We start from the raw sequence: 24,853 nt of genomic DNA, 5'->3' as shown, positions 1-24,853 counted from the left end.
AAGCCATGGACGCATCTGACTTTGCATCTCTGGCGGCAACCTGCGCCCCAGCTGTCCATCTGCAGACGGCCGCTGCGGTCGTTCATGTCGAGAGCGCATTCAATCCGTGGGCGATCGGCGTTGTCGGTGGCTCGCTGCTGCGCCAACCTCGCAGCCGGGAGGAGGCACTTGCCACGGCGCGTGCCCTGCGCGCGGCGGGCTGGGACTTCAGCGTTGGACTGGGTCAGATCAACGTCCGCAACCTCACGCGGCTGGGCCTGACCCTCGAGTCCGCGTTCGAACCGTGCATGAATTTGACCGCAATGCAGACGGTCCTTTCCGATTGCTTCCAACGGGCCATCGCAATTGGCACCGGGTCGAAGCAGCAGGCGCTTCGACCCGCGCTCTCCTGCTACTACAGCGGCAACTTCGTGACCGGAATCAAGTACGGCTACGTGGCCCGGGTCGTGGCGGCGGCGGCAAGCGGCCGGCATCTTGTTCCCTTGTCTGCAGACATTCCCGCCACCTTTTCAAAGGAAAACCCATGAACCACATCAGCCAATTCAAGCGCGTCGTCGCGGTGCTTGCCGTCCAATTCACCATGGCATCGCGGTCGCCCGCCGTGGCCGCCGGCTTCGACAAGATCAACGACACGGTGGTCAACGTCAACACCATCTTGGTGACGATCTCAGTCGCAGTGGTCACCATCGCGATCATCTGGGCCGGCTTCAAGATGATCTTCCATGGCGCGCGTCTGACGGACGTAGCTAACGTTTTGATCGGCGGCACGCTGGTCGGCGGCGCAGGCGCCATGGCCTCCTACATCGTCAGCTGAGCGGGAACGAACGCCATGCAAAGCGAAGCGATCTACAAGGGTGCCACGCGCCCAGCGATGAAACTGGGCATCCCACTCGTTCCACTCGTCGTCCTGTTCGGCACCGGCATGCTGCTGACGCTGTGGGGCGGCGTCCTGGTGAGCTGGTGGATCGCGCTAGGTACCGTGTTGTCTATCGTCCCCGCGCTGCTCTGGATGCGCCTGATCACCGCGAAGGACGATCAGCGATTCAGGCAAGTGTTCATTGCGATGAAGCTGCGGCTGCACGACCGCAACCGGCGCTTCTGGCACGCGCGCAGTTATGCGCCCACCCTTTTCCGTGGAGCCCGCGATGCTTGGCATGTTTGACCGGAAACCGAGGATGCGCGCTGGATCCCAAGCTGACAAGGACGGCTGCAGTCCTCGGTATTGGACCGAGGCCCAGATGGAAAACCCACTGGCCCGCTTCATCCCGTTTTCATCACTCGTCAGCGCACATGACGTGATCACGCGCGGCGGGGACTACCTGCGTGTATGGCGCCTTGATGGCGTGCCCTTTGAATGCGCCGACGATCACCTGATCATTGAACGGCATGAGGCACTGTGTAGCCTGCTTCGCAACCTCACCGGTGGCCAATGGGCCGTGTGGACGCATCGTCTGCACCGCGTCGTCCGAGACGGCCTGCAGCACCCGGTGCAACCCGGCTTTGCGCGGGAGCTGTCCCTGGCGTACCAGGCAAAGCTCGGTGAGCGCCGAATGATGAGCAACGAGCTGTACCTGACGCTGGTCTATCGGCCCAACGTCTCACGGCTCAGCCGCGCCCTGCAGTCGACGCAGCGCACTCGCTCGATGATTGCCGCAGCGCAGGCCGATGCCTTGCGCGTCATGGAAGAACGCAGCGCGTTGGTGGATCGGGTGCTGCGGGGGTTCGGGCCGCAATTGCTGGGCGCTCGCGAACAAGGGGGGCGGTCATTCTCAGAAGTGGCCGAATTCCTGGGCTACCTGGTCAACGGCTGCTGGCGGTCGATACCGATGACCCCGGGACCGTTGTACCGAACGCTCCCGACGACGCGGCTCTCCTTTGGTGGCGACAAACTCGAATTGCGCCAGGGCGACGGGCGACGCTACGCGGCCCTGGTCGATATCAAGGAGTACGCCGATGCCGTGGAGCCAGGCATCCTGAACGCCCTGCTCTACGAGCCTAGCGAGTTCATCGAGACACAGAGTTTCTCGATCATGCCGCGCCGAGACGCCATGCGTGCGCTGGAACTTCAGCGCGACCAACTGATCGCCAGCGACGATGTGGTGGCCAGCCAGGTGGCAGAGATGGACGTCGCACTCGACGAGCTCGGCGACGGCCAGTTCTGCATGGGAGAGTTCCATTACAGCCTTGTCGTCTTCGCAGAGGAAGGCGAGGACGGCATCGCCGGCGCCGGCCGTCGAGCAGCCCAGGCCATCGGCGCGGTTGGCGAGGCCTCCAGTTTGCAGATGTCGCCAGTGGACTTGGTGGCCGATGCTGCGTGGTTTGCACAGATGCCGGGCAACTGGCAGTGGCGACCGCGTGATGCCAAGCTTTCGTCGCGGGCGTTCGCAGCGCTAGCCAGCGGTCACAACTTCGCCCGCGGCAAGCGCACCGGCAATCCCTGGGGCGAGGCGCTGGCACTGCTACGAACACCGTCGGGTCAGCCCTTTTATCTGAACCTTCACAGCAGTCCCCAAGGGGAGGACTCGGCGGACAAGAAGTTGCCCGGCAATACGCTCATCATCGGCTCAACCGGCGTTGGCAAGACAACGCTGGAGATGTTCATCCTGGCGCTCACGCGCAAATGGGACCCTGCGCCTCGCCTTGTGCTCTTCGACCTCGACCGCGGCTGCGAGATCGCCATCCGCGCGCTCGGAGGGCGCTACTTCACCCTTGAAGCCGGCAGACCGACTGGCTTCAACCCGCTGCAGCAAGAACCGACACCGGCGCGCATTCAGTTTTGGGAGCAGTTGATCCGCACCTGCATCGGTTCGGTGGCGATACCCCTGCTGCCGGCGGACGAGCGGGCCATCGCGGATGCCGTCAAGGCGGTGGCGATGATGCCGGCGCCGCTGCGCCGCTTGTCGACAGTGCGGCAGAACCTGCCCAAGACGGGCGAGAACAGCCTGTTCGAGCGCCTTGGCCGCTGGTGCCAGGGCGGCGCGCTTGCCTGGGTCTTCGACCAGGCCGACGACCGCCTGATGGATCTGCACGAGGCCTCCGTCATTGGGTTTGACACGACTGAGTTCCTTGACCTGCCCGAGGTTCGCACGCCCGTGATGATGTACCTGCTGCAGGTGATGGAAGAGCTCGTCAATGGCGAGCGCCTGATCTACGTGATCTCGGAATTCTGGAAGGCGCTTGACCACGAGATCTTCAGCGACTTCGCCAAGCAAAAGCAAAAGACGATTCGCAAGCAAAACGGCCTGGGCATCTTCGACACGCAGAGCCCCTCCGACGTGCTGCGCCACCCCATCGGCCGCACGATGATCGAGCAAAGCGTCACCAAGATCTTCCTCGCCAATCCAGAGGCGGTGCGTGAGGAGTACGTCGATGGCTTCGGCCTGACGCAGGCGGAGTACGACATCGTGCGCAGCCTGGGCGGCCAGGGCGGCCGGCGCTTCCTGTTCAAGCAGGGTCACGTCAGCGCCATTTGCGAGCTGGATCTCGCCGGCCTGGAGGACTTCGTGACCGTGCTGTCGGCTACCACTGACAACGTCGCCCTGCTCGATGCGGTGCGCGCACGGGTCGGCGACGACCCGGTCGATTGGCTTCCGGCCCTCCTCCGAGAAGACCGCCAGGTACAGGAGGGCCGTCGTGACGAACAAGACCGCGAGCTGAGGGTGTCGAAGCTGGCTCAGGATGACCGTCATCAAAACCAGCTCGATCAGGGAGGGGGCGATGCTGTTCGTGGCGTGAGACATGATGGCCTGTGCGCCGGCGGCAGCGAGGTCGGCACTGTGGAGCAGTTCGCCGCCACGGCGGTTCACCAGGTAGGCCGTCGGCAGGCGCAGGAGATGACCGAAGAAGCGTTGCCTGATGCCGGCCAGCACGCGTTGCTCCATCCTGCCGGCAAGGAGGGGGCGAACGTCCGCCATGATTCGACCGCCGACCAGCGTCGTCAGGTAGATCGCCCCGGTCAGCAGCACGGCGCTGCCCACCGTGTGGTCCGCTGTTTTCATGCCAGCCACTGCGTCGACCAAGTGCTTGAGCGCGAGGGGCGAACCTGCCGAAAGGGCACCGCTGAGCGTGACCAGCATCAGTGTGCCCAGGACCTCCAGCAGCAGATGGCGGTCCATTGCCTCAAGGATCAGGGCAAGCCCGGCTGCAAGCGTTCTTGGCCGTGACATCGGCGGCCGGGTCAAGGTTCGCGCCGACCAGTCGCCGTGGTCGCGCGCCGCAGCCAAGCCTCCGTGGCGAGGCATGCGTGGATCTCTGTGACATAGCCTGCCTTCGAAGCAGCGCTGCCGGCAAGAGTCGCCTCGACGCGCCGTCTGTCCAGGAGGCCGCGGCTCGCGAGCAGGCCGTCCAGCAGCATTTCCCGTGCAAACGGCAGGTTGCGCTGCAGTACTTTCGCGATGTAGTTCGCAGTGCCACCCTTCGAACGGCGGGAAGCGATTTCGGCTGGGATCTGGTGCGCGAATGCCTCGCGAGCGAGTGCACGACCGCGTCCTCCGTGGGTCAACAGATAGGTTGGCAATGCAAGGCAGAGCTCCAGGAGCGGCTGTGACATCAGCGGCTGGACACGCTCAGGCGCGGCCTCGAGGAGGTAGTGGTTGTAGTACTCGAAAGGGCAGATGAGCATGCCGAGTTGATTGAACTTTCCGATCGGCAGGTCGTGCGCGGCGAGCCAGGCCGGGTGAAYGAATCGCGAGGCGATCTTCAATGCGTCGTCCATTGCTGCCGTATCCATCAAGGTCAAGTAGCGCGTGGCCCCGCTCATGGGATCCCCATGGAAGGACCGGTCCTTCACGGCCTGCTTCAGCGCGGTCCAGAAGGAGACGTTGCCAAGACGGGCCGCGTCCAGGGTCGCCGATAAAAATCCCAGCTCGATGCCGCGCAGCTTCAGGTAGTCGGCCGCAGGCCAGGTGCATCGGACCTCGAAAAAGAGCTGGTCTCCGCCCGCGCCGTTGAAGACGGCGCCTGCCCCGCGGGATGCGGCGACGTCGGCATCGCCACGACCTGTTCCCATGAACCCGAGGTAGTTGGCCGGCGTGGGAGTACGAGCGACGTCCAGGACATTTTCAAGGCGATAACCATCGTCGATGGTGCCCTCGACCAGCTCCACCTCGTTCAGCGCAGCCGCAAGGCGGGCGTAGGCGCGCTCGTCGCTGTCCGTGCCGGGGGAGTGATAGTTCAGGCAGACGACGTCGCCGCTGTTGCGATCGGCGACGAGGTTGCCCAGCAGGATGGCGGAATCCACGCCGCCGGACAGCCTGAGCACGATGGTTTCGTAACACGAGGACCAGCTCTGCACACAGGCGGCAACGGTGTCGCGCAGCTGCGTAGCCGCTTCAGGCGCGGAGATCCATGAGGTGCGCCGGGCGTGATCGACTGCGTTCCAAAGCTGTTGCGGGGTACCTTGACCGCGCGCCAGTGCTACCAATTCACCGGCAAGGACCTGGGTGACGCCGGTCAGGAGCGTCTCGCGGCCGCTCACCTGGCCCAGCACCATGTGGGCTGTGACGGCATCCCAATGCACCGGCGGCGCGGCGATGTGCGGCAGTGACAGCAGATCATCGAGCCGTGACAGGACGACGGCGATGCCCAGAACCTCGAGGCGGTAGCAGGGCAAGGTTCCCGTGGGATCGCGCAGCACGTGCGGCACTCCTGTCCACGAGGGCAGGAAGGCGACATATCGGCCCCAGAAATGGTCGACGAGGCTGCGTCCGTCGGTGTGAACGATGCGTTGGGCCTCGAGCTCCGTGAGTGCGACGTCACCGTCCCCACGTGATGAGGGCACGCCGCGCCTGAAGATTCGCCCCAGGATGACGCCCTGATTTGCCGCCAACGGGTACGCATCGTTGACGCCCCGGACGTTGCCGGTCATGAAGACGCGGTGTCCCGAGATCTGAAACGCTGATCTCCAGCCCCGTCCCAATAGGGCCTGCTCAAGTCGGTGCGCGAGATCTGCCTGCTCCGGACTGGTGACCTCCCAGCAAAAGGCGATATAGCGGAACATGGATTGCCGCTCGGCTCAGACGATGAGGATCGGCGTGTAGGTGCGGACGTGTTCGTGTACGTCATTGAGGACCCGGCTTTCGCTCTGCACCCATGAATGCGCAGCAAAAGGCCGGGTTCGCACGCCGATGACCCAAGCGGGAAACATCCTGCGGCGGGCTAGAAAACGAATGAGCGTCAGCGAGTCATGCAAGCATTTGTCGTGAGCCGTGAACAGGAAAGGGCGAAGCCGCATGTACGACGATACGGCGTCACGCAAGGCCGCCGTGCTTTCCCGCTCGTCGTTGGTGCCGCCCAGCGATCGCAGACGCGCAACGCGGCTAGCAATCTCAGCCAGGTTCAGGCGCCTCAGCCAGAGCGCAGCGCCAGCGGCGGCCCAGGCAAGGCGAAGTACGTCTCGCCCGGCCGCGGTTGGACGTGTGTGGTTGGCATCGGGATCGATACATTCGAGCGCTTGCGGGAGCAGCGGGCCAAGTTGACCTTCTGTGTGCGCCTCTGACAGCAACTGTTGGTCGAGCAAAGGCTGCAGCCGCGCCAGGGCGGACGGGCTCAATGGTGCGCTGTTCCCGTCGGCAAGGGAGCAAGGCCAGTCGACGATGACCTGACTCAGTGCGTCCAGTTGTGGACCACGAAAGCCAAGGTATTTATTTCGCCGCAAGTCCAACAGGAGGACCTGCTCGTCAACGCGGCATGCCCGGACATGATCGGCCAATCGGTACTGCGGTCCTCGCGCATTGATGCTTTGCATGACAACTCTCTTTGGTGACGCGCGTCGCCGCCGCTGCGCGGGCAGTGGTGCTGGCGCCCGAAGCAGGACCTTGGATTTCTCCCCGGTCCTGCTCAGATCAACGATCACGTGTAGCGGTGTTGTTGGCGCGAAAACCTTCGTCCGCGCGCTTTGGGCACCACGCCGTGATCAGGGCTTGTACGGAGCTGCTTCGTTCAGCTCGGGTTCCACGCCCTGGATGCGACCCTTGGTCTCCTCCTTCGCGTCGCCCAGGTCAACGATTTCCAGTTGCAGGTCTTCGTTCATCACGTTCTCCTTCGGTTGGTTGCAGGTGAAATTGCCTTCAGCGAAATGCGTCAGGCCAGGCAAAGCTACGAATTCCCGCACACGTCCTCCATAGATTTCTTCGAGTCCTGTCCGGTGTTCGGCATCGACGCGAGGCAGGGCGACGGCGGTTTGCCCAGTTGATCGCGGACGTGTTCCGGATCTGGCTGAAGTGGTGCGACGGGTTGTTCGTTCGGTTTCGCTTCTTCGCTAGGACCGCTCCGCGCGAATGCACGTTGCGATCTGGGTCAACGCCGGCTCATCTAGGCAACTAACTCCACGTCCATGGCGTGCCTCCGCGCCGGCGACCGTGGCGGCCAACGCACTTGGAATGCCGAACGTTCGACTCGCCATCCGTGAAAACGCGAGGAAAAGAGTTCAATCGCTAACGTCATAGAAAGATGGACGTTTCCATCTTCGAAGGCAACGCCTTTAGCACATGGCATGTTTTCTGGCAGACGGCCACGGGGCGCAATCTCATGAACACGCCGACGCTGGCCCGCAGAATCCGATCCCGTTTGCTGCAGGCGCACCGTTCACCCGAGCGCAAGCTGTTCTTTTTCCTGCTGACTAGTTCAGAGGTTCATCTCTTGTGCGCCTTACCCGCCAGCGACAAGCCCGACGCGATTGCGCATGGCGTGGCGAATATCGTTGCGCGTTGGGTACGCGACGTTGACGGCATCCCAGGGCCGGTCTTCGCTAGCCCCTATCGGACCCGGCGGCTCTGCAATGTTGAGCAGTTCCTGCAAGAGGTGCGCATGCTGGCGTGGAGGCCGGTTTCCTTGGGGTTATGCGTCGCGCCGACGCATTTCCCGTTTTCGGCCATTCGTAGCGCCGTGGGCTTGGACTGGGTGGAGGGTTACGACCCTTCCGTGCTGTACGGGATGCTGGGAAGCTCGTTGCTGGAGGGCCGAGCTGCCCTTCGCGCGCTGGTGTCACGGCGTCCGAGCGAGGTGGAAACGCTTCAGTGGGAGCTTGAGCATGGGATCGTCCTCGCGTCCGGCGCGGTCGGCCCCTTAGGGCCGATGTCACGACAGGTTCGCGGCGCCGCGGCCGTGCTCGTGGCAGCCAGCCAGACGAAGAGCATCTCCGGTGCGCTGGCGCTCCTGGAGCGCTGGGTGGAGGTCAAGCTGCGGGCACGAAGTGGGCAGAGCCTGTTGGTTCGCAAGGACCACCTGGCCGCAAGGGCGCGGGCACTGGTAGGCAATCTGGCAGTCCAGTCGGGGCTGTGCTCTGCTGGCGCAGTGGCCCGGCACTTTGGGCGGGCAAAGGCGACTCTGAGCGAGCAAATGGCGGCGAGCCGGAACCGGCCGCGCGATCGGCAGATCCTGGCGATCCCGATCTCAAGAATCGTTCAGGAAGCCCTCGCTCTGGCGATCGATGAAGAGCAAAGAAACTGACAAGGGCTGCGGCGGAGGTATCTGCCGGCCGTTCGCGCGCACTGCACGTCAAACTGCCAATTGCTGCCCTGATGTGCAACGCTGAGCCAACCCTAGGCGGCGAAATCGCCGGGCGTCGCGCTGAGCGGAGAATTCGGCCTCGTGAACTCTTGCAGTTGTTTCAGCGGCCGGGTCCGAGGCGGTCTACAGCAACCGTGATGATGCCGTCGATGCCGTCATCTATCAGGCGCTGCGCAATCACCGCATCGTTGAATCTGCGCCCCTGGATGCCCTGGGCCCAGGAGGCGCCAAAGGCGGAGAGTTCGGAGTTGGTCGCGCGCCGCATGCAGGCCGACTTCATCGCCCGCTGCGACCTGGGCTTCCACATCTACGCCCGCCGTGCCGATGGCCGCCCGGGGCGCCTGCTGGGCGGTACCAGCCTGCACCGCATGGACTGGGCGGCGCGCAAGTTCGAGATCGGCACTGGATTCGCCCCGAGCCGGTGGGCCAGGGCCATGTCAGCGAGGCGGTGAAACTGCTGACGGCGCTGGCGTTCGACCAGCTCGCGGCGCGTCGTCTGGAGATCCGCTGCGACCCGCGCAACACCAGGAGCCGCGCGGTCGCCGAGCGCTGTGGCTTCGAGCTCGAAGGCATCTTGCGCAACTAGACGCTGGGTGTCGACGGGCATGCCCGCGACACCTACGTCTACTCACGCATGGCCTAGAACAACGCGACCTTCAAGCCCAGCTTGTAGGTGCGGCCGTACTGCTCGTACTGGTAGTTCAGCGAAGGCACACCGACATAGGTGTAGTAGTGCTCGTTGTTGAGGTTCACGCCCTCGAAGGTGAGCTGCACCGACGGCGTGATCTTGTATCCGACCGACAGGTCCAACTGGCGCTGGCCCGCCACGACCTGGTCCTGTGCCGGGTTGGTCACGTCGCTGCCGAACTGCAGCAGGTATTTGGACTTGTGGTTGACGGCCAGCCGTGCGCTCAGCGGGCCGGCCTCGTAGCCCAGCATCAGGTTGATCGTCGTGTCGGACTGACCGGGCAGGCGGGTGCTGCGCAGCAGCGCGGTCTTGCTGGTGACGTCGTAGCGGCCGACGTCGGCGCTGGAATGCGTGACGGCCGCGTTGGCGCCGACGATGAAGCCCTTCATCCAGCCCGGCAGCATGCGCAGCTGTTGCTGCCAGGACAGCTCCACGCCCTGCACCTTGGCGCTGGGACCGTTGGCGTAGCCGGTCACGCTTGTGTAGCCCGCCCACGAGCCGGTGCCGGCGATGTTGGTGGCGTAGGTGAAGTCCGTGATGTCCTTGTGGAAGAGATAGGCCGACACGGCACCGTCGTCGCCCAGCATGTGCTCCACGCCAAGGTCGATGTTGTGGGCACGCATGGGGTTGAGCAGCGGGTTGCCCACCGTGGCCTCGGTAGCGCTGGCCAGCGTGATGGAGGGCGAGAGCTGGTCGAAGTTGGGGCGCACGACGGTGTTCGTCCAGGCGCCGCGCAGACTGGTGTCGCGGTCGAGCTTGTAGCGGCTGTGCAGGCCCGGCAGCCAATTGCTGTAGCCCTTGGCGTACTGCGTGGGCGTGATGACGCCGGCCACCGAGCTCGCGAAGCCGCTGGCGTCGAAGCGTGTGCGCTCCAGGCGCAGGCCGGCCAGCACGTTCCAGGCGGCGGTCAGGTCCACCGACGCCTGGCCATAGGCGGCGTCGATGTTCTCGTTGAGGCGGTAGTCGGCCAGGGCCGAAGCGCCGGCCACCTTGGCCGGGTCGCGCGGCAGCGTGGCCAGTCGCGCCCAGATGGCGTTGGAATCGATGGCCGAGCCGATGGCGCCGGTGCCGAAGTCCAGCTGCGAGTCCTTGACGAAGGCCGACAGCGAGGTGGAGCCCGCACCCCAGTAGTTGGGGCTGGTGGCCGAGTTGCTGGTGTAGCTCCACTGGTCGGTGTCGTTGCGCTTCTCGCGGCGGCTGAGCTTGGCGCCGAACTTCAGGTCCAGCTTGCCGCCGCCGTTCAGCGTGAAGGCGCGGGTGACGTCCACGCGGCCGTTGTGCTCGTCGTCGTCGCTGCGGCGCTTCTGGATCGTCAACGCGTTCAGCGTGTATTTGCTGGCGTCGTAGAGAGCGGCCGGGCCGGTGACTAGGGGTTTGACGGTGTCGGTGAAGGACACGCCGGCCACATTGTTCTGGCGGAAGCGGGCGTCGTTGATCTGCTCAGGTGTGCGCTCATTGCCCTTGCCAAGGCCGACGCTGGCCTGCAGCAGCCAGTCCTGCCATTCCTGCTCGGTGCCGAGCACGAGCGACGCGATGGAGCGCGTGTATTTGCGGTCGCGCAGCCGGCGCTCGGCGCGCACCGTGGCGGTGGCGCCCTCGGCGATCGAGCCGCCGCTGATATTGCTGATGGTCAGGCGATCGCGCTCCTCGTCGTCGCTGAAGCGGGCCAGGATGCCGCGCGCATGGAAGCTGCTGCCCGCGGCCGGCTTGTAGTCGACGTTGGCGGCAAAGGCGGCGCGATCGCGGTTGGGGCGGTAGTGGCGCAGCTCGACACCGGCCAGCTTGCCATTGCTCCAGGCGCCGTCGGTTTCGACGTCCTCGGAGCCGAACTTGCGCTGATCGACGTTGAGTGCTGCGGCCACGCCGAGGGTGCCGCCCATCAGGCGGGTGGCGCCCAGCAGGCCTGCGGCGGGGCTGTTCTGGCGTGTCAGCTGATCGCGGCTGACTGTCACGCCTGCGCTAAGCAGGCTGGCCGGCAGGTCGAAGGCCGACAGCGTCTTCACGTCCACGGTGCCGCCCAGGGAGTTGGCGTCCATGTCGGGCGTCAGCGACTTGATGACTTCCAGCGACCGGATCAGGCCTGACGGCAGCACGTCCATGCTGACACCGCGGCGGCTGGCTTCGGGCGAAGGCACCAGCGAGCCGTTGATGGTGATGGTGTTCATGTCGGGGCCGAGGCCGCGCACGACCACATAGCGGCCCTCGCCCTGGTCGCGCTGCACCGACACACCCGGCAGCCGCGCCAGCGCCTCGGCCGCGTTGACGTCGGGCAGGGCGCCGATGTCGTCGGCGACGACGGCGCTGACGATGTTGTCGGCGTTGGCCTGCATCTTCAGCGACTTGCGCAGGCTGGACGCCTGGCCGGTCACGACGATGGTGTCGATCTTCTCGGGCGCCGTCTGGGCCTGGGCTGTTGAAGCCAGCAGCGCGGCGATGGCGGCGCCCAGCGCGGTCAACGGCGTCGAGTTCTTGTCACGGAAGATGTTTAGGCTCATGGCAATGCAGAAGAAAACCGCGCAGCCTAGGAAGCCAATGCGAATCGGCGATGACATCGGCCGGCTGTTGTTGTGGGCCGGCTTCGTGCTGGCCTGTCACACGGCTGAAGCAAGCGAGCACCTCGGCTCCAAGACGCCCTATGCGCCGCGCCAGGACGCTGCCCGCTACGAGACGGCGCCGGCGGGCTATGCGCCGGTGGCGGTGCAACTCGTGGCGCGGCACGGCAGCCGGGGGCTGACCAAGGCGGGCAGTGACGAGGCAGCGCTCAAGCTGTGGCGCGAGGCCGAGGCGCAGGGGGCGTTGACGCCACTGGGCCAGCGCTTCGGCGCCGACCTGCAGCGTTTCATCGAGGCGCAGCAGCGCATCGGCTACGGCAACCTGAGCGGGCTCGGTGTCGTCGAGCATGAGCAACTGGCGCAGCGCATGGCTGCCCGGCTGCCTGCGCTGTTCGACAACGGCCCGAGCGTCGAAGTGCTGAGCTCGGGCGTGGACCGCGCGGTGGACAGCTCACGCAGTTTTGTCGATTCGCTGCGTCGCACAGCGCCCAAGGCTCGCGTGCCGGCAAGCTGGGGCTCGGATCGCTTCCTGCTGTACTTCCATCGCCTCAGCGATTCGCGCGACACGGCCGACTCGCCGGCGCGGCAGGCCACGTTGAAACGCAGCCTTGCCTACCAGGCCTGGCTGCGCGGGCCGGAGTTGGCCGAGCAGCAACGACGCATCGACGCTGATCCACGCTTGGCTGTTGCGGCTCAGCAGGTGCTCACAGGTCTCTATGGCGCCGAGTTCGCGTTGCGCGTTGCCAAGCCCATCGACGCTGCTCAGCACATCGTCGACCTGCGTGGCGCGGCGGCCGATCTGAAGCTGGAACTGGCGCGCGATTTCTCCGCCTATGTGCCGGCTTCAGCTGCGGCCGTGTTCGCCGAGCATGACGATGCCGAGGACTTCTATCGCAAGGGGCCGGGCCTGGCCGAAACCGGGCCGGCGAGCTATGACATTGCCACGCAGTTGCTCGACGACATGCTGGACCGGCTGACCACCGGCGAAGGCGCTGTGCTGCGCTTCGCCCATGCCGAGATCGTGGCGCCGCTGGTGTCGGCCATCGGTATCGCCGGCGTTCACCAGCCGCTGTCGCGCGAGCGCCCCTACAGCTACGCCGCCAGCCCCTGGCGCACCGAGAACGTCATCCCGATGGCGGCCAATGTGCAGTGGGAGGTCTGGCGCGGCACGCAGGGCGAGCGCCTGGTGCGCATGTTGCTGAACGAGGGCGAGGCCGACTTCAAGCCGGCCTGCGACGCGGCACGGCTGCGGCCGGGCAGCCATTTCTACCGGGTGACGGCCCTGGTCAGCTGCTACCGGGGCCGAGGCGATCCACTGCGTCCGTGATGAGGCCGTCGATGCCGTCCTCGATCAGCCGCTGGGCAATCGCCGCGTCATTGACCGTGTAGACCAGCGCCCGCCAACCCTTGGCGTGCAGTCGCTCGATCAGCGCACGATCCATCAGCCGGTAGTTGGTGATGACGGCGACGACGCCGAGGGCTTCGGCGGCTTCCGGCCAGCCGTCCCAGAGCTTGTCCAGCAGCAGCGCTCGCGGCAGGGTGGGTTCGGCATCGCGGGCGGCTGCGATGGCTTCGGGCTTGAAGCTGCTCAGCAGCGGTGGCAAGGCGCCGGCCCAGAGCCGCGCAGCCTCGCGGGCGACTGCCGCGCCGGTGCGCGCCTCCTCACCCGGGCAGGGCTTGATCTCGACATTCAGCGCGCAACCATTGGCTTGGCAGAAGGCAGCGATCTGGGAGAAGCGGGGCAGGGGTTCGGCGGCAAAGGGAGGGCTGTGCCAACTGCCGGCGTCAAGCCGATTCATTTGCGCCCAGTCCTGCTCGGCGGGCGAGCCCTGGCCGCTGGTGGTGCGGTCCAGCGTGTCGTCGTGCAGCAGAAAGGTCTGGCCGTCCTGGCTCAGCTTGACATCGCATTCGAATGCGCGAAAGCCAAAGCCCGCGCCCATGCGGAAGGCGGCCAGCGTGTTTTCCGGTGCCAGCTTGCCGGCGCCACGGTGGGCCAGCCAGAGAGGGTAGGGCCAGGGGGACATCACAGCCGCTGCCCCGTCTTGGCGTCGAAGCGATGCAGATGCAAGGGGCTGAAGGCCAGGTGCAACCATTCGCCAGCTTGGGGCGGTGGCAGGGTGGCGTCCAGGCGCAGCGTGAACGGCGTGCCGGCGCCCAGCTTGCCGTAGACCAGGCGCTCGGCGCCCAGCATCTCGATCATCTCCACGCGCAGCGGCCAGCCGCGGTCAGCCACCTGCGCATGCTCGGGGCGCAGGCCCAGCGTCAGTTCGCCCTCCACGCCGGGCGGCACGTCGAGGGCCGCGCCGTCGATGTGGAATTGCCCACCGTGCTGGCGGCCCGGAAGCAGATTCATGGCCGGCGAGCCGATGAAGCTGGCGACGAAGGTCGAGGCCGGCTGGCCGTAGACCTCTTCGGGCGTGCCCATCTGCTCGATGCGGCCGCCGTTCATGACGATGATGCGCTGGGCCAGCGTCATGGCCTCGACCTGATCGTGGGTGACGAACAGTGAGGTGACACCCAGCTCGCGGTGCAGCTTCTGGATCTCCAGCCGGGTCTGCACGCGCAGCTTGGCGTCGAGGTTGGACAGCGGCTCGTCGAACAAAAAGACCTGCGGGTCGCGCACGATGGCGCGGCCCATGGCGACGCGCTGACGTTGGCCGCCGGACAGTTCGCGCGGCTTGCGTTCCAGCAAGTGGCCGAGCTCCAGGATCTTGGCGGCGCGCTGCACGCGCTCATCGATCTGAGCCTTGGGCATCTTGCGCAGCTTCAGGCCATAGGCCATGTTCTCGCCCACGCTCATGTGCGGGTAGAGGGCGTAGTTCTGGAACACCATGGCGATGTCGCGATCCGCCGGCTCGACGTCGTTGACGACACGCGCGCCGATGGCGATCTCACCTTCGCTGACCTCTTCCAGCCCCGCCACCATGCGCAGCAGCGTGGACTTGCCGCAGCCTGAGGGGCCCACGATGACGACGAACTCGCCGTCCTTCACGTCAGCATCGACGCCGTGGATCACCTGGACGGCCTTGGGGCCGTGGCCGTAGCGTTTGATCAGCTTGCGAATGGAAATGGAAGCCATGAATTTCCTGAATCAGTCGAGGACAGAGCAGACCGGGGGTACCCGGTCAGGTCTGTCCCCGAAGTCCTCTACTTCTCTGTGTCGACCAGACCTTTGACGAACCAGCGCTGCATCAGGATCACCACCAGCGCTGGGGGAATCATCGCCAGCAGGGCTGTCGCCATGACGAGGTTCCAGTCATTGGCGGCCTCGCCGCCGCTGATCATTCGCTTGATGCCGATAACGACGGGGTACATGGACTCATCGGTGGTGACGAGCAGCGGCCAGAGGTACTGGTTCCAACCGTAGATGAACTGGATGACGAAGAGGGCGGCGATGCTGGTGGTGGACAGCGGCAGCAGCACGTCCTTGAAAAAGCGCAGCGGCGAGGCGCCGTCGATGCGCGAGGCTTCCACCAGCTCGTCCGGCACGGTCAGGAAGAACTGGCGGAACAAGAAGGTGGCCGTGGCCGAGGCGATCAGCGGCACGGTCAGGCCGGCATAGCTGTTGAGCATGTGCAGGTCAGCCACCACCTGATAGGTGGGCCCGATGCGGACCTCCACCGGCAGCATCAGCGTCACGAAGATGGCCCAGAAGAACAGCTGCCGCAGCGGGAAGCGGAAGTAGACGATGGCAAAGGCCGACAGCAGCGAGATGGCGATCTTGCCGATGGCAATCACCATGGCCGTCACCAGACTCACCCACATCATGCGGGCCACCGGCGCACTGGAGCCGGAACCCGTGCCGCCGCCCAGCGCCGTGGCCATGTTGTCGATCAGATGGCCGCCCGGCAGCAGCGGCATGGGCGCATGCAGGATGGCCTCGGCCGTCTGCGAGGCGGCGACGAAGGTCACGTACAGCGGAAAGGCCACTACCGCCACGCCCAGCAGCAGGATGGTGTGTGCCAGCCAGTCGAGCCAGGGTTTTCTTTCGACCATCAGTAGTTCACTTTCTTCTCGACGAAGCGGAACTGCAGCACCGTCAGGCTGACCACGATGACCATGAGCACCACACTCTGCGCCGCCGAGCCGCCCAGGTCCAGGGCCTTGAAGCCGTCGTGATAGACCTTGTAGACCAGGATGGCCGTCTCCTTGCCCGGACCGCCTTGCGTGGCGGCGTCGACGATGCCGAAGGTGTCGAAGAAGGCGTAGACGATGTTGATGACCAGCAGGAAGAAGCTGGTGGGCGACAGCAGCGGGAAGGTCACGTCCCAGAAGCGCCGCCAGGGGCTGGCGCCATCGATGGCCGCCGCCTCGATGAGGGAGCGCGGGATGGACTGCAGACCCGCCAGGAAGAACAGGAAGTTGTAGGAGATCTGCTTCCACACCGCCGCCATGACGATGAGCGTCATGGCGTGGTCGGGGTTGAGCAAGTGGTTCCAGTCGAAACCCAGGGCGCGCAGGCCATAGGCCACGATGCCGATGGAGGGTGCGAACATGAAGAGCCACAGCACGCCGGCGATGGCCGGTGCCACGGCATAGGGCCAGATCAGCAGCGTCTTGTAGATACCCGCGCCGCGCACCACGCGATTGGCCATGACGGCCAGGAGCAGTGAGATGGAGAGGCCCAGGCCGGCCACCAGGATGGAGAACAGCGCCGTGGTCTTGAACGAGTCGAGATAGCTAGCGTCGGCCCACAGCGCCTTGAAATTGGCCAGGCCCACCCATTCGGTCGACAGGCCGAAGGCGTCCTGCTGCTGCAGCGATTGCAGCAGGGCCTGGGCCGCGGGCCAGAAGAAGAACACGCCGATGACCACAGCCTGCGGCGCCAGCAGCAGCCAGGGCAGCCAGCGGGAGCGGAAGACGACGCGTTTTTCTTGCGCCATGTCCGTGACCTACAGCTTCGCTGTTCTGGCGAACTTCTCGAGCTGATCGTTGCCGCGCTGGATGGCAGCGTCGATGCCTTCCTTGGCCGTCTTCTTGCCAGCCCAGATCAGCTCGAACTCTTCGTCGACGATGGTGCGGATCTGCGGGTGGTTGCCCAGGCGCACGCCACGCGACTTGTCGGTGGTCTTGCGGATCATCTGGTTGACGGCCACGTCGCTGCCCGGGTTGGCCTTGTAGAAGCCGCTGGCCTCGGTGGCGACGAAGGCCGCCTTGGTGGCCGGCAGGTAGCCGGTGCGCTTGTGACTTTCCGACGCCACGTCGGCCCGCGCCAGGTATTCGAAGAACTTGGCCACGCCCTTGTATTCGGCCGGTTTCTTGCCCGCCATCACCCACAGGCTGGCGCCGCCGATGACGGTGTTCTGCGGCGCGCCGGGCACGTCGGGGTAGTAGGGCAGGGCGGTGAGGCCGAAGGCGAACTTGGCGCTCTTCTTGACGTCGCCGTAGATGCTCGACGACGCTGTCGTCATCGCGCATTCACCCGAGATGAAGGTGGCGTCCGGCGAATTGCCGCGGCCCTTGTAGACGAACAGCCCCTGCTTGGCCATGTTGGCCAGGTTCTCGATGTGGCGCAGGTGCAGGGGCGTGTTGAAGGCCAGGCGCGCGTCCAGGCCGCCGAAACCGTTGTTCTTGGTGGCGAACTCGACGTTGTGCCAGGCCGAGAAGCTCTCCAGCTGCGTCCAGCTCATCCAGGACGTGGTGAGGGGGCATTTGCTGCCATTGGCCTTGAGCTTGGCGGCCGCGGAGGCCACCTCGGGCCAGCTGGTGGGCGGTTTGTCGACGCCGGCGGCTTTCAGCGCATCCTTGTTGTAGAAAAAGACGGTGGTCGAGCTGTTGAAGGGGAAACTCAGCATCTGGCCGTTGGGTGCCGTGTAGTAGCTGGCCACAGCGGGCACATAGGCGCTGGGGTCGAAGGGGATGCCCGACTCCTTCATGATGTCCGCCACCGGCTTGATGGCCGCCTTGCTGGCCATCATGGTGGCCGTGCCAACCTCGAAGACCTGCAGGATGTGGGGCGCCTGGCCGGCCCGGAAGGCCGCGATGGCCGCCGGCATGGACTCTTCGTAGGTGCCCTTGAAGGTTGGGATGACCTTGTAGTCCTTCTGGCTGGCGTTGAAATCCTTGGCCAGGTCATTGATCCACTCGCCGCGCGCCCCGCCCATGGCGTGCCACCAATGGATCTCGGTCTGGGCCTGGGCCGAGCCGGCCAGGGCCAGCAAGGCTGCAGCAAGGGCGAACGACTTCATTGCAGTGTCTCCATGCGTGTTTTGCGGGCCAGCATAGCGCCGCTTGATGAGCCGCGAATGGCGGGCATATACGGTGGCCCCCTAGGGAGAAGCCCCCCTCGGTTAGGATTCCAACCCCTGCCGCGAGGGGCCGTGGCCACAAGCCGGGCGATCCTTGCCCGCCCTGGCGCCGACCCGAGCCGCTGCCCGCCCGAACCAGCCTGCCAAGGCTATTTTCCCGGTCAAGCCGGTTGCCATGAACGCTCCGCATCCCCTGATGCCCACCGCCGATGCTCCGAATTTGGCGGACGAGAGCGCAGCCCCCCGGTTGCGTGAGATTCCCTACAACTACACGTCGTTCTCCGACCGCGAGATCGTCATCCGCCTGCTGGGCTCCCGGGCCTGGGAGCTGCTGGACCAATTGCGGCTGGAGCGCCGCACCGGCCGGTCCGCGCGCATGTTGTATGAGGTGCTGGGCGACATCTGGGTGGTGCAGCGCAATCCTTATCTGCAGGACGACCTGCTGGACAACCCGCGCCGCCGCGGGCAGCTGATCGAGGCCCTGCACCACCGCCTGGGCGAGGTGCAGAAGCGCCGCGACCCGGTGAGCGACCCGCAGCGCGACACGGCCGTGGGCGAACTGCTGCAGGCCGCACGCGGCGCCGTGGCCGAGTTCGGCAAGTTCTTCGACAGCGTCGGCACGCTGCGCAAGCGTGCCGCCAAGACGCTGGCCCGCCACACGGCCAAGGACAACATCAAGTTCGACGGCCTGTCCCGCGTGTCCCATGTGACCGACGCGACCGACTGGCGTGTCGAGTACCCCTTTGTCGTGCTGACGCCCGACACCGAGGCCGAGATGGCCGGGCTGGTGGGTGCCTGCTTCGAGCTGGGCCTGACCGTCATCCCGCGCGGCGGCGGCACCGGCTACACGGGCGGCGCGATCCCGCTGGTGTGGAACAGCGCCGTCATCAACACCGAGAAGCTCGAAGCCTTGCGCGGCGTCGAGATGCTGCAGCTGCCGGGCCTGGACCGCGAGGTGCCGACCATCTTCAGCGAGGCCGGCGTCGTCACCCAGCGCGTGGCCGACATGGCCGAGGCCAATGGCTTCGTCTTCGCCGTGGACCCGACCTCGGCCGAGGCCAGCTGCATCGGCGGCAACGTGGCCATGAACGCGGGCGGCAAGAAGGCCGTGCTCTGGGGCACGGCCCTGGACAACCTCGCCAGCTGGAAGATGGTGACGCCCGAGGCCAAGTGGCTCGAGGTGATCCGCCTCAACCACAACCTCGGCAAGATCCATGACGTGGAGGTGGCGAGCTTCGAGCTGCGCTACTTCGACGCGTCGGGCACCAAGCTGGAGAAGACCGAGCGCCTCGATATCCCCGGCCGCGTCTTCCGCAAGGAGGGCCTGGGCAAGGACGTGACGGACAAGTTCCTCGCCGGCCTGCCGGGCATCCAGAAGGAAGGCTGCGACGGCCTCATCACCAGCGCACGCTGGATCGTGCACCGCATGCCGGCGCACACGCGCACCGTCTGCCTGGAGTTCTTCGGCAACCCCAAGGACTGCGTGCCCAGCATCGTCGACATCAAGGACTACATGTTCTCGATTGCCGACACCGGCGTGCTGCTGGCGGGCCTGGAGCATCTGGACGACCGCTACCTGAAGGCGGTGGGCTACGCGACCAAGAGCAAGCGCGGCGGCCTGCCCAAGATGGTGCTGGTGGGCGACATCTCCGGTGACGATGCCGATGCGGTGGCGCGTGCCACCAGCGAGGTCGTGCGCCTCGCCAATGGCCGCTCGGGTGAGGGCTTCGTCGCCGTCAGCGCCGATGCGCGCAAGAAGTTCTGGCTGGACCGCAAGCGCACGGCGGCCATCAGCAAGCACACGAACGCGTTCAAGGTGAACGAGGACGTCGTCATCCCCTTGCACCGCATGGGCGAGTACACGCTGGGCATCGAGCGCATCAACATCGAACTGAGCCTGCGCAACAAGCTGGCCCTGGTGGCGGCGCTGCAAGCCTTGTTCCTGACGGGCAAGCTGCCGCTGGGCAAGACCGATGACGCGGGCGACATCCCGAGCGCCGAGCTGCTGGAAGATCGCGTGCAGCAGGCGCTCTCGCTGTTGCGCGAGGTGGGTGGCCAGTGGCAGGACTGGCTCAGCGGGCTGGATACGGGCTTCTTCGAGGGCCTGCAGACGCACGAACTGCGCGCGTCGTGGAAGACGCAGATCTTGAAGCCCCTGCAGGCTCTGTTCAACGGCGCGGCCTTCGAGCCGCTGATCGCCGAACTCAAGCGCATCCACAAGGAAGTGCTGCGCGGCCGCGTCTGGGTGGCCCTGCACATGCACGCCGGCGACGGCAATGTGCACACCAACATCCCCGTCAACAGCGACAACTACGAGATGCTGCAGACGGCCCACGCGGCCGTGGCACGCATCATGACGCTGGCGCGCTCGCTGGACGGCGTGATCTCCGGCGAGCATGGCATCGGCATCACCAAGCTGGAGTTCCTGACCGACGACGAGCTGGCCAACTTCACGGCCTACAAGCAACGCGTCGACCCCGAGGGCCGTTTCAACAAGGGCAAGCTGCTGCGTGATGCCGCCCACCCGGCCGACCTGCGCAATGCCTACACGCCGTCCTTCGGCCTGATGGGGCATGAGTCGCTGATCATGCAGCAGAGCGACATCGGCGAGATCGCCAACTCGATCAAGGACTGCCTGCGCTGCGGCAAGTGCAAACCGGTCTGCGCCACGCATGTGCCGCGTGCCAACCTGCTCTACAGCCCGCGCAACAAGATCCTCGCCACCTCGCTGCTCGTCGAGGCCTTCCTGTACGAGGAGCAGACGCGCCGCGGCGTGTCCATCAAGCATTGGCAGGAGTTCGAGGACGTGGCCGACCACTGCACGGTCTGCCACAAATGCCTGTCGCCTTGCCCGGTCAAGATCGACTTTGGCGATGTGACGATGAATATGCGCAACCTGTTGCGCAAGATGGGCCAGAAGACCTGGCGCCCCGGCAACGCGGCGGCCATGTTCATGCTGAACGCGACCAACCCCGAGACCATCAAGCTGGCGCGCACGGCCATGGTGGGCATCGGCTTCAAGGCCCAGCGCTTTGCGGTCGACCTGTTCAAGCTCGCGGGCCGCAAGCAGACCAGCGCGCCGCGCGCCACCGTCGGCAGCGCGCCCATCAAGGAACAGGTCATCCACTTCATCAACAAGAAGTTGCCGGGTGGCCTGCCCAAGAAGACGGCGCGTGCGCTGCTGGACATCGAGGACAAGGACTACGTGCCCATCATCCGTCCGCCGTCGATGGCGAGCGAAACCGAGGCCGTTTTCTATTTCCCCGGCTGCGGCTCGGAGCGCCTGTTCAGCCAGGTGGGCCTGGCCACGCAGGCCATGCTCTGGCATGCCGGCGTGCAGACGGTGCTGCCGCCGGGCTATCTGTGCTGCGGCTACCCACAGCGCGGCTCGGGCCAGTTCGACAAGGCCGAGAAGATGATCACCGACAACCGGGTGCTCTTCCACCGCGTCGCCAACACGCTGAACTACCTCGACATCAAGACGGTGGTGGTCAGCTGCGGCACCTGCTTCGACCAACTGCAGGGCTACAAGTTCGAGGACATCTTCCCCGGCTGCCGCATCATCGACATCCACGAGTACCTGCTGGAGAAGGGCATCACCCTCGGCTCCAAGAACAGCTACCTGTACCACGACCCCTGCCATTCGCCGATGAAGCTGCAGGAGCCGATGAAGACGGTGAAGGCGCTGGTGGGTGACAACGTCGTGAAGAGCGAGCGCTGCTGCGGCGAGAGCGGCACGCTGGGCGTGACGCGGCCCGACATTTCGACGCAGGTGCGCTTCCGCAAGGAAGAGGAGCTGCGCAAGACCGAGACGCAGCTGCGCGAGTCCGGCCAGGTCGGTGCGAACGACAACCTGAAGATCCTGACCTCCTGCCCGAGCTGCCTGCAGGGCCTGAGCCGCTACGGCAACGACCTGCAGAACGGCCTGCTGGAAGCCGACTACATCGTCGTCGAGATGGCCAACCAGATCCTCGGCCCCAACTGGATGCCCGAGTACGTGGCCAAGGCCAACAACGGCGGCATCGAGCGGGTGCTGGTGTGAGCGGCGTGCTGTGTCCGCTGTGTGATGGCGACGGCGGCCTCGTCGTCGCGCGCACGCCGCGGTTCCGGGTCGTGCGCGTCTCCGATGGCGACGAGGCGCGGCGTTTTCCGGCCTTCTATCGAGTCATCTGGAACGCGCATGTCGCCGAGTTCAGCGACCTGCCGGACACGGATAGACACGCCTGCATGGACGCTGTCACCGAGGTCGAGCGGGTTCTAAGGTCTTTGCTCGCGCCGACCAAGGTCAATGTCGCCAGCCTGGGCAATGTCGTGCCGCATCTGCATTGGCACGTCATCGCGCGCTTCGACTGGGACAGTCACTTCCCGGCGCCGGTCTGGGCCGCGGCCCAGCGTGACGAGGTGGCGGGTGGTGCGGCTGCGCGCCTGGCGCAGCCGTTGACGGCCGTCGATGCGGCCATCGCCGCCGCCATCAGGCCCTGATCACTCAGCGGCGAGCGCAAGCCGCACGCTGGTCTTGGCGCTGGCCGTCTGCGTGTCGCTGCTGGCGGGTTGCGCGTAGGGGTCGAGGAAGTCGACGCGGAAGCGGTAGATCTGTGCGCCGGCCGTCGTCTGCGTGCCGCAATGCAGGCTGTTCACGGCGTGGCGCACCGAGCGCTCGACGGTGTGCGAGATGCCCTTGGCCTTGACGGCCGTGATCTCGCCGCCCTCCATGACCAGCTGCACCTTCACCTGGCCGGCGCGGCGCTCGCGCACCCAGGTCGGTTGCAGGGCGTCCTGCAGCTGCTCTTCGATGTGGGCGCAATTCGCGCGCACGTCCAGGCGTGTCGGGGCCTCGTAGACGCGGCCGCTGATTTCGACGCGCTCCAGGTCACCAGACTGTGCCAGCGCCGGGCCCGCGGCCAGGATCAATGTGATGGCGCAGGCGATGCCGGCGAACAGGCTGTTTTGCAAGGGCGTGCGCTGGGCGATCGAGTAGCGGGTGGACATGACAAGCTCCTGTGGGGTTCTGGCGGGAGGCGGGCGCCGCGAATTGCGTCGTCCTGTTGTCAGGCTAGGCGTGCGGGTGGGCGGCCCCAAGCTGCAAGCGATGAGTTGCCGCCAGCGTGCGACGGTCCGCAGAAAACCGCGGCTGAACTGCGACCGGGCCAAAACGCTCGTTTGAGCACCCGCATGCCATTCGTCACAGCGCCTGTCATCCGGGGTTGCCCGCTAGGGTTACTTCCGTCACTGCGCCTGGTGACAAGGCTGGCTTCGCGGCGCGGACACACTGCGCGCCGCTTCGGATGCGCCATGCCGGTCAGGGACGTTGGTTGTTGGGTTGAGAGTCCTGCCGGTGACTGAACACAGTGGTGCTCCTCGTGGAGATCCCGCGGGCCGAGCCGGTACGCCGTCCGCCACGGTGACTTTTCCGGAAACCACCAAATGAGTTTTGCTTTTGCCAACAAGAGAACCCTGCTCGCACTGGCCTGCGGCCTGCTGACCGCAGGCGCCAGCCAGGCCGGTGTGTCCAACACCCAGGTTGACGTGGGCATCGCCAGCCTGGCGCAGCGCGCCGGCAGTACCGACCGCCTCATCATCAGCTACCGCGACGCCTCCCAGGTCGATGCCAAGGACGCCACGGTGCTGCGCGCCGTCGGTGTGGCCGCCAATGTGCTGGATGCGCGCCTGAGCGCCGTCAACTCGGCCGTGGCCCTGCGCGGCGCCAAGGCCCGCCTGCTGCGCCAGATGGGCACCGGTGCCCACATCTACAAGCTCGACAAGAGCCTCTCGCACGGCGAGATGCAGAGCCTGGCCAACCAGCTCAAGGCTGCCGACGCCAACATCGCCTATGCGGAACCCGACCGCAAGATGTACCCCATGATGACGCCCAACGACTCGAGCTACAGCTCGCAGTGGGACCTGTACGAGACGACCGGCGGCATCCGCGCCCCGGCGGCCTGGGACCTGGCGACCGGCAGCGGTGTCGTCGTGGCCGTCATCGACACCGGCTACCGCCCGCATGCCGACCTGTCCGGCCAGATCGTGGCCGGCTACGACATGATCAACGACACCGCCGTTTCCAACGACGGTACGGCGCGCGACAGCGACCCCAGCGACCCGGGCGACTGGGTGGCCGCGGGCGAATGCGGCACCGGCGAGCCGGCCGGCAACTCCAGCTGGCACGGCACCCACGTGGCTGGCACCATCGCGGCCAAGACGAACAACTCGAGCGGCGTCGCCGGCATCGCCTTCAATGCCAAGGTGCAGCCGGTGCGTGTGCTGGGCAAGTGCGGCGGCTACACCTCCGACATCGCCGACGGCATGGTCTGGGCCTCGGGCGGCAGCGTCTCGGGCCTGCCCACCAACGCCACGCCGGCCAAGGTCATCAACATGTCCCTGGGCGGCGGCGGCGCCTGCGACACGACGTCGCAGAACGCCATCAACAGCGCCCGTTCGCGCGGCACGAGCGTCGTCGTGGCGGCCGGCAACGAGAACCAGAACGCGAGCAACTCCAACCCGGCCAACTGCTCCGGCGTCATCGCCGTGGCGGCCACGGACCGCAACGGCGCCCGCGCCTACTACTCGAACTACGGCTCCATCGTCACGCTGGCAGCGCCCGGTGGTGACGTTCGCTCGAGCAGCAGCAACGGCATCCTGAGCACGCTGAACGCCGGCACCAAGGCACCGGGCGCGGACAGCTACGCCTACTACCAAGGCACGTCGATGGCCACGCCCCACGTGGCCGGCGTCGTCGCCTTGATGTACAGCGCCAAGCCGACGGCCACGCCCGACCAGATCAAGGCCGCGCTGGTCAGCAGTGCACGCGCCTTCCCGGGCAGCTGCTCGCAGTGCGGTGCCGGCATCCTGGACGCGGC

21 protein-coding genes and 2 pseudogenes are annotated in these 24,853 nt (G+C 65.9%); 11 read left to right on the top strand and 12 right to left on the bottom strand.

Annotated features, from left to right (window positions below; translation table 11 throughout):
* Nucleotides 1–5: 5 nt before the first annotated feature.
* The 4 genes and pseudogenes from AC1DW3_RS20740 to AC1DW3_RS20725 form a co-directional block, all read left to right on the top strand.
* Complete coding sequence (locus tag AC1DW3_RS20740) at nucleotides 6–527, top strand: lytic transglycosylase domain-containing protein (RefSeq protein WP_477934408.1); 522 nt, start codon at nucleotides 6–8, stop codon at nucleotides 525–527.
* Nucleotides 524–814: a TrbC/VirB2 family protein gene (locus AC1DW3_RS20735; RefSeq protein WP_477934406.1), complete on the top strand. Its 291-nt coding sequence runs from the start codon at nucleotides 524–526 to the stop codon at nucleotides 812–814. Before AC1DW3_RS20740 ends, AC1DW3_RS20735 begins: the two co-directional genes overlap by 4 nt.
* Nucleotides 815–829: 15 nt before the next feature.
* Entirely contained in the window at nucleotides 830–1,162 is a 333-nt protein-coding gene (locus tag AC1DW3_RS20730; RefSeq protein ID WP_477934404.1) for a VirB3 family type IV secretion system protein, read from the top strand.
* Nucleotides 1,116–3,593: pseudogene (locus AC1DW3_RS20725) on the top strand (VirB4 family type IV secretion/conjugal transfer ATPase); the annotation flags it as partial. The gene AC1DW3_RS20730 and the pseudogene AC1DW3_RS20725, both read left to right, overlap by 47 nt.
* 75 nt (nucleotides 3,594–3,668) lie before the next feature.
* On the opposite strand, the pseudogene AC1DW3_RS20720 reads toward AC1DW3_RS20725, so the two are convergent.
* The 4 genes and pseudogenes from AC1DW3_RS20720 to AC1DW3_RS20705 all read right to left on the bottom strand — a co-directional run.
* A pseudogene (locus AC1DW3_RS20720) lies at nucleotides 3,669–4,076 on the bottom strand (ABC transporter transmembrane domain-containing protein); the annotation flags it as partial.
* 101 nt (nucleotides 4,077–4,177) lie between these two features.
* Entirely contained in the window at nucleotides 4,178–5,998 is a 1,821-nt protein-coding gene (locus AC1DW3_RS20715; RefSeq protein ID WP_477934402.1) for an asparagine synthase-related protein, read from the bottom strand.
* A gap of 15 nt (nucleotides 5,999–6,013) precedes the next feature.
* Nucleotides 6,014–6,745: a lasso peptide biosynthesis B2 protein gene (locus AC1DW3_RS20710; RefSeq protein ID WP_477934400.1), complete on the bottom strand. Its 732-nt coding sequence runs from the start codon at nucleotides 6,743–6,745 to the stop codon at nucleotides 6,014–6,016.
* 168 nt (nucleotides 6,746–6,913) lie between these two features.
* Nucleotides 6,914–7,030 carry a rubrivinodin family lasso peptide gene (locus tag AC1DW3_RS20705; protein WP_157256560.1) on the bottom strand — a complete coding sequence of 39 codons (117 nt, stop codon included), beginning with the start codon at nucleotides 7,028–7,030 and terminating at the stop codon, nucleotides 6,914–6,916.
* Between the two features lie 419 nt (nucleotides 7,031–7,449).
* Between AC1DW3_RS20705 and AC1DW3_RS20700 the strand changes: the two genes are divergently transcribed.
* Nucleotides 7,450–8,448: a hypothetical protein gene (locus AC1DW3_RS20700; RefSeq protein ID WP_477934398.1), complete on the top strand. Its 999-nt coding sequence runs from the start codon at nucleotides 7,450–7,452 to the stop codon at nucleotides 8,446–8,448.
* Nucleotides 8,449–8,608: 160 nt separating this feature from the next.
* Here the strand turns inward: AC1DW3_RS20700 and AC1DW3_RS20695 are convergent, their stop codons facing one another.
* The gene (locus AC1DW3_RS20695) at nucleotides 8,609–8,773 is read right to left on the bottom strand and encodes a hypothetical protein (protein WP_477934396.1); all 165 of its coding nucleotides are present in this window, start codon (nucleotides 8,771–8,773) and stop codon (nucleotides 8,609–8,611) included.
* Between AC1DW3_RS20695 and AC1DW3_RS20690 the strand changes: the two genes are divergently transcribed.
* Both AC1DW3_RS20690 and AC1DW3_RS20685 read left to right on the top strand, forming a co-directional pair.
* Nucleotides 8,772–8,960 carry a hypothetical protein gene (locus tag AC1DW3_RS20690; protein WP_477934394.1) on the top strand — a complete coding sequence of 63 codons (189 nt, stop codon included), beginning with the start codon at nucleotides 8,772–8,774 and terminating at the stop codon, nucleotides 8,958–8,960. The two genes, AC1DW3_RS20695 and AC1DW3_RS20690, sit on opposite strands and share 2 nt — an antisense overlap.
* Nucleotides 8,957–9,094, top strand: coding sequence for a GNAT family N-acetyltransferase (locus AC1DW3_RS20685; RefSeq protein ID WP_477934392.1), 138 nt, complete (start codon nucleotides 8,957–8,959; stop codon nucleotides 9,092–9,094). The genes AC1DW3_RS20690 and AC1DW3_RS20685 overlap by 4 nt, the downstream gene beginning before the upstream one ends.
* A gap of 53 nt (nucleotides 9,095–9,147) precedes the next feature.
* Here the strand turns inward: AC1DW3_RS20685 and AC1DW3_RS20680 are convergent, their stop codons facing one another.
* Nucleotides 9,148–11,691 (bottom strand): TonB-dependent receptor, encoded by a 2,544-nt coding sequence (locus AC1DW3_RS20680; protein WP_477934390.1) that lies wholly within the window; start codon nucleotides 11,689–11,691, stop codon nucleotides 9,148–9,150.
* 37 nt (nucleotides 11,692–11,728) lie between these two features.
* Here AC1DW3_RS20680 and AC1DW3_RS20675 point away from each other — a divergent pair, with 37 nt between their 5' ends.
* Nucleotides 11,729–13,075 carry a histidine-type phosphatase gene (locus AC1DW3_RS20675; RefSeq protein ID WP_477934388.1) on the top strand — a complete coding sequence of 449 codons (1,347 nt, stop codon included), beginning with the start codon at nucleotides 11,729–11,731 and terminating at the stop codon, nucleotides 13,073–13,075.
* Here AC1DW3_RS20675 and ugpQ read toward each other — a convergent pair.
* The 5 genes from ugpQ to ugpB form a co-directional block, all read right to left on the bottom strand.
* Complete coding sequence (gene ugpQ, locus AC1DW3_RS20670; RefSeq protein ID WP_477934386.1) at nucleotides 13,035–13,772, bottom strand: glycerophosphodiester phosphodiesterase; 738 nt, start codon at nucleotides 13,770–13,772, stop codon at nucleotides 13,035–13,037. The two genes, AC1DW3_RS20675 and ugpQ, sit on opposite strands and share 41 nt — an antisense overlap.
* On the bottom strand, nucleotides 13,772–14,827 hold the full coding sequence (locus AC1DW3_RS20665) for a sn-glycerol-3-phosphate import ATP-binding protein UgpC (RefSeq protein WP_477934384.1): 1,056 nt from the start codon (nucleotides 14,825–14,827) through the stop codon (nucleotides 13,772–13,774). Before AC1DW3_RS20665 ends, ugpQ begins: the two co-directional genes overlap by 1 nt.
* Before the next feature lie 68 nt (nucleotides 14,828–14,895).
* A complete protein-coding gene (ugpE, locus tag AC1DW3_RS20660) occupies nucleotides 14,896–15,744 on the bottom strand; it encodes a sn-glycerol-3-phosphate ABC transporter permease UgpE (protein WP_477934382.1) in 849 nt (282 codons plus the stop codon).
* On the bottom strand, nucleotides 15,744–16,631 hold the full coding sequence (gene ugpA, locus AC1DW3_RS20655; RefSeq protein WP_477934380.1) for a sn-glycerol-3-phosphate ABC transporter permease UgpA: 888 nt from the start codon (nucleotides 16,629–16,631) through the stop codon (nucleotides 15,744–15,746). Before ugpA ends, ugpE begins: the two co-directional genes overlap by 1 nt.
* 9 nt (nucleotides 16,632–16,640) lie before the next feature.
* Nucleotides 16,641–17,936: a sn-glycerol-3-phosphate ABC transporter substrate-binding protein UgpB gene (gene ugpB, locus AC1DW3_RS20650; protein WP_477934378.1), complete on the bottom strand. Its 1,296-nt coding sequence runs from the start codon at nucleotides 17,934–17,936 to the stop codon at nucleotides 16,641–16,643.
* 235 nt (nucleotides 17,937–18,171) lie between these two features.
* Here ugpB and AC1DW3_RS20645 point away from each other — a divergent pair, with 235 nt between their 5' ends.
* Together AC1DW3_RS20645 and AC1DW3_RS20640 are read left to right on the top strand one after the other, a co-directional pair.
* On the top strand, nucleotides 18,172–22,038 hold the full coding sequence (locus tag AC1DW3_RS20645) for a DUF3683 domain-containing protein (protein ID WP_477934376.1): 3,867 nt from the start codon (nucleotides 18,172–18,174) through the stop codon (nucleotides 22,036–22,038).
* Between the two features lie 5 nt (nucleotides 22,039–22,043).
* Complete coding sequence (locus tag AC1DW3_RS20640; protein WP_477934515.1) at nucleotides 22,044–22,478, top strand: HIT family protein; 435 nt, start codon at nucleotides 22,044–22,046, stop codon at nucleotides 22,476–22,478.
* On the opposite strand, the gene AC1DW3_RS20635 is transcribed toward AC1DW3_RS20640, so the two are convergent.
* A complete protein-coding gene (locus tag AC1DW3_RS20635; RefSeq protein WP_477934374.1) occupies nucleotides 22,479–22,985 on the bottom strand; it encodes a hypothetical protein in 507 nt (168 codons plus the stop codon). It lies immediately after the preceding gene.
* 435 nt (nucleotides 22,986–23,420) lie between these two features.
* Here AC1DW3_RS20635 and AC1DW3_RS20630 point away from each other — a divergent pair.
* Nucleotides 23,421–24,853: S8 family serine peptidase (locus AC1DW3_RS20630; protein WP_477934372.1), on the top strand; the 1,433-nt coding region annotated here is incomplete at its 3' end.

Source organism: Roseateles sp. P2_H4 (assembly GCF_056403315.1).
Note: the sequence above shows the minus strand (reverse complement) of the source record. Positions and strands in the feature narration are given on the sequence as shown.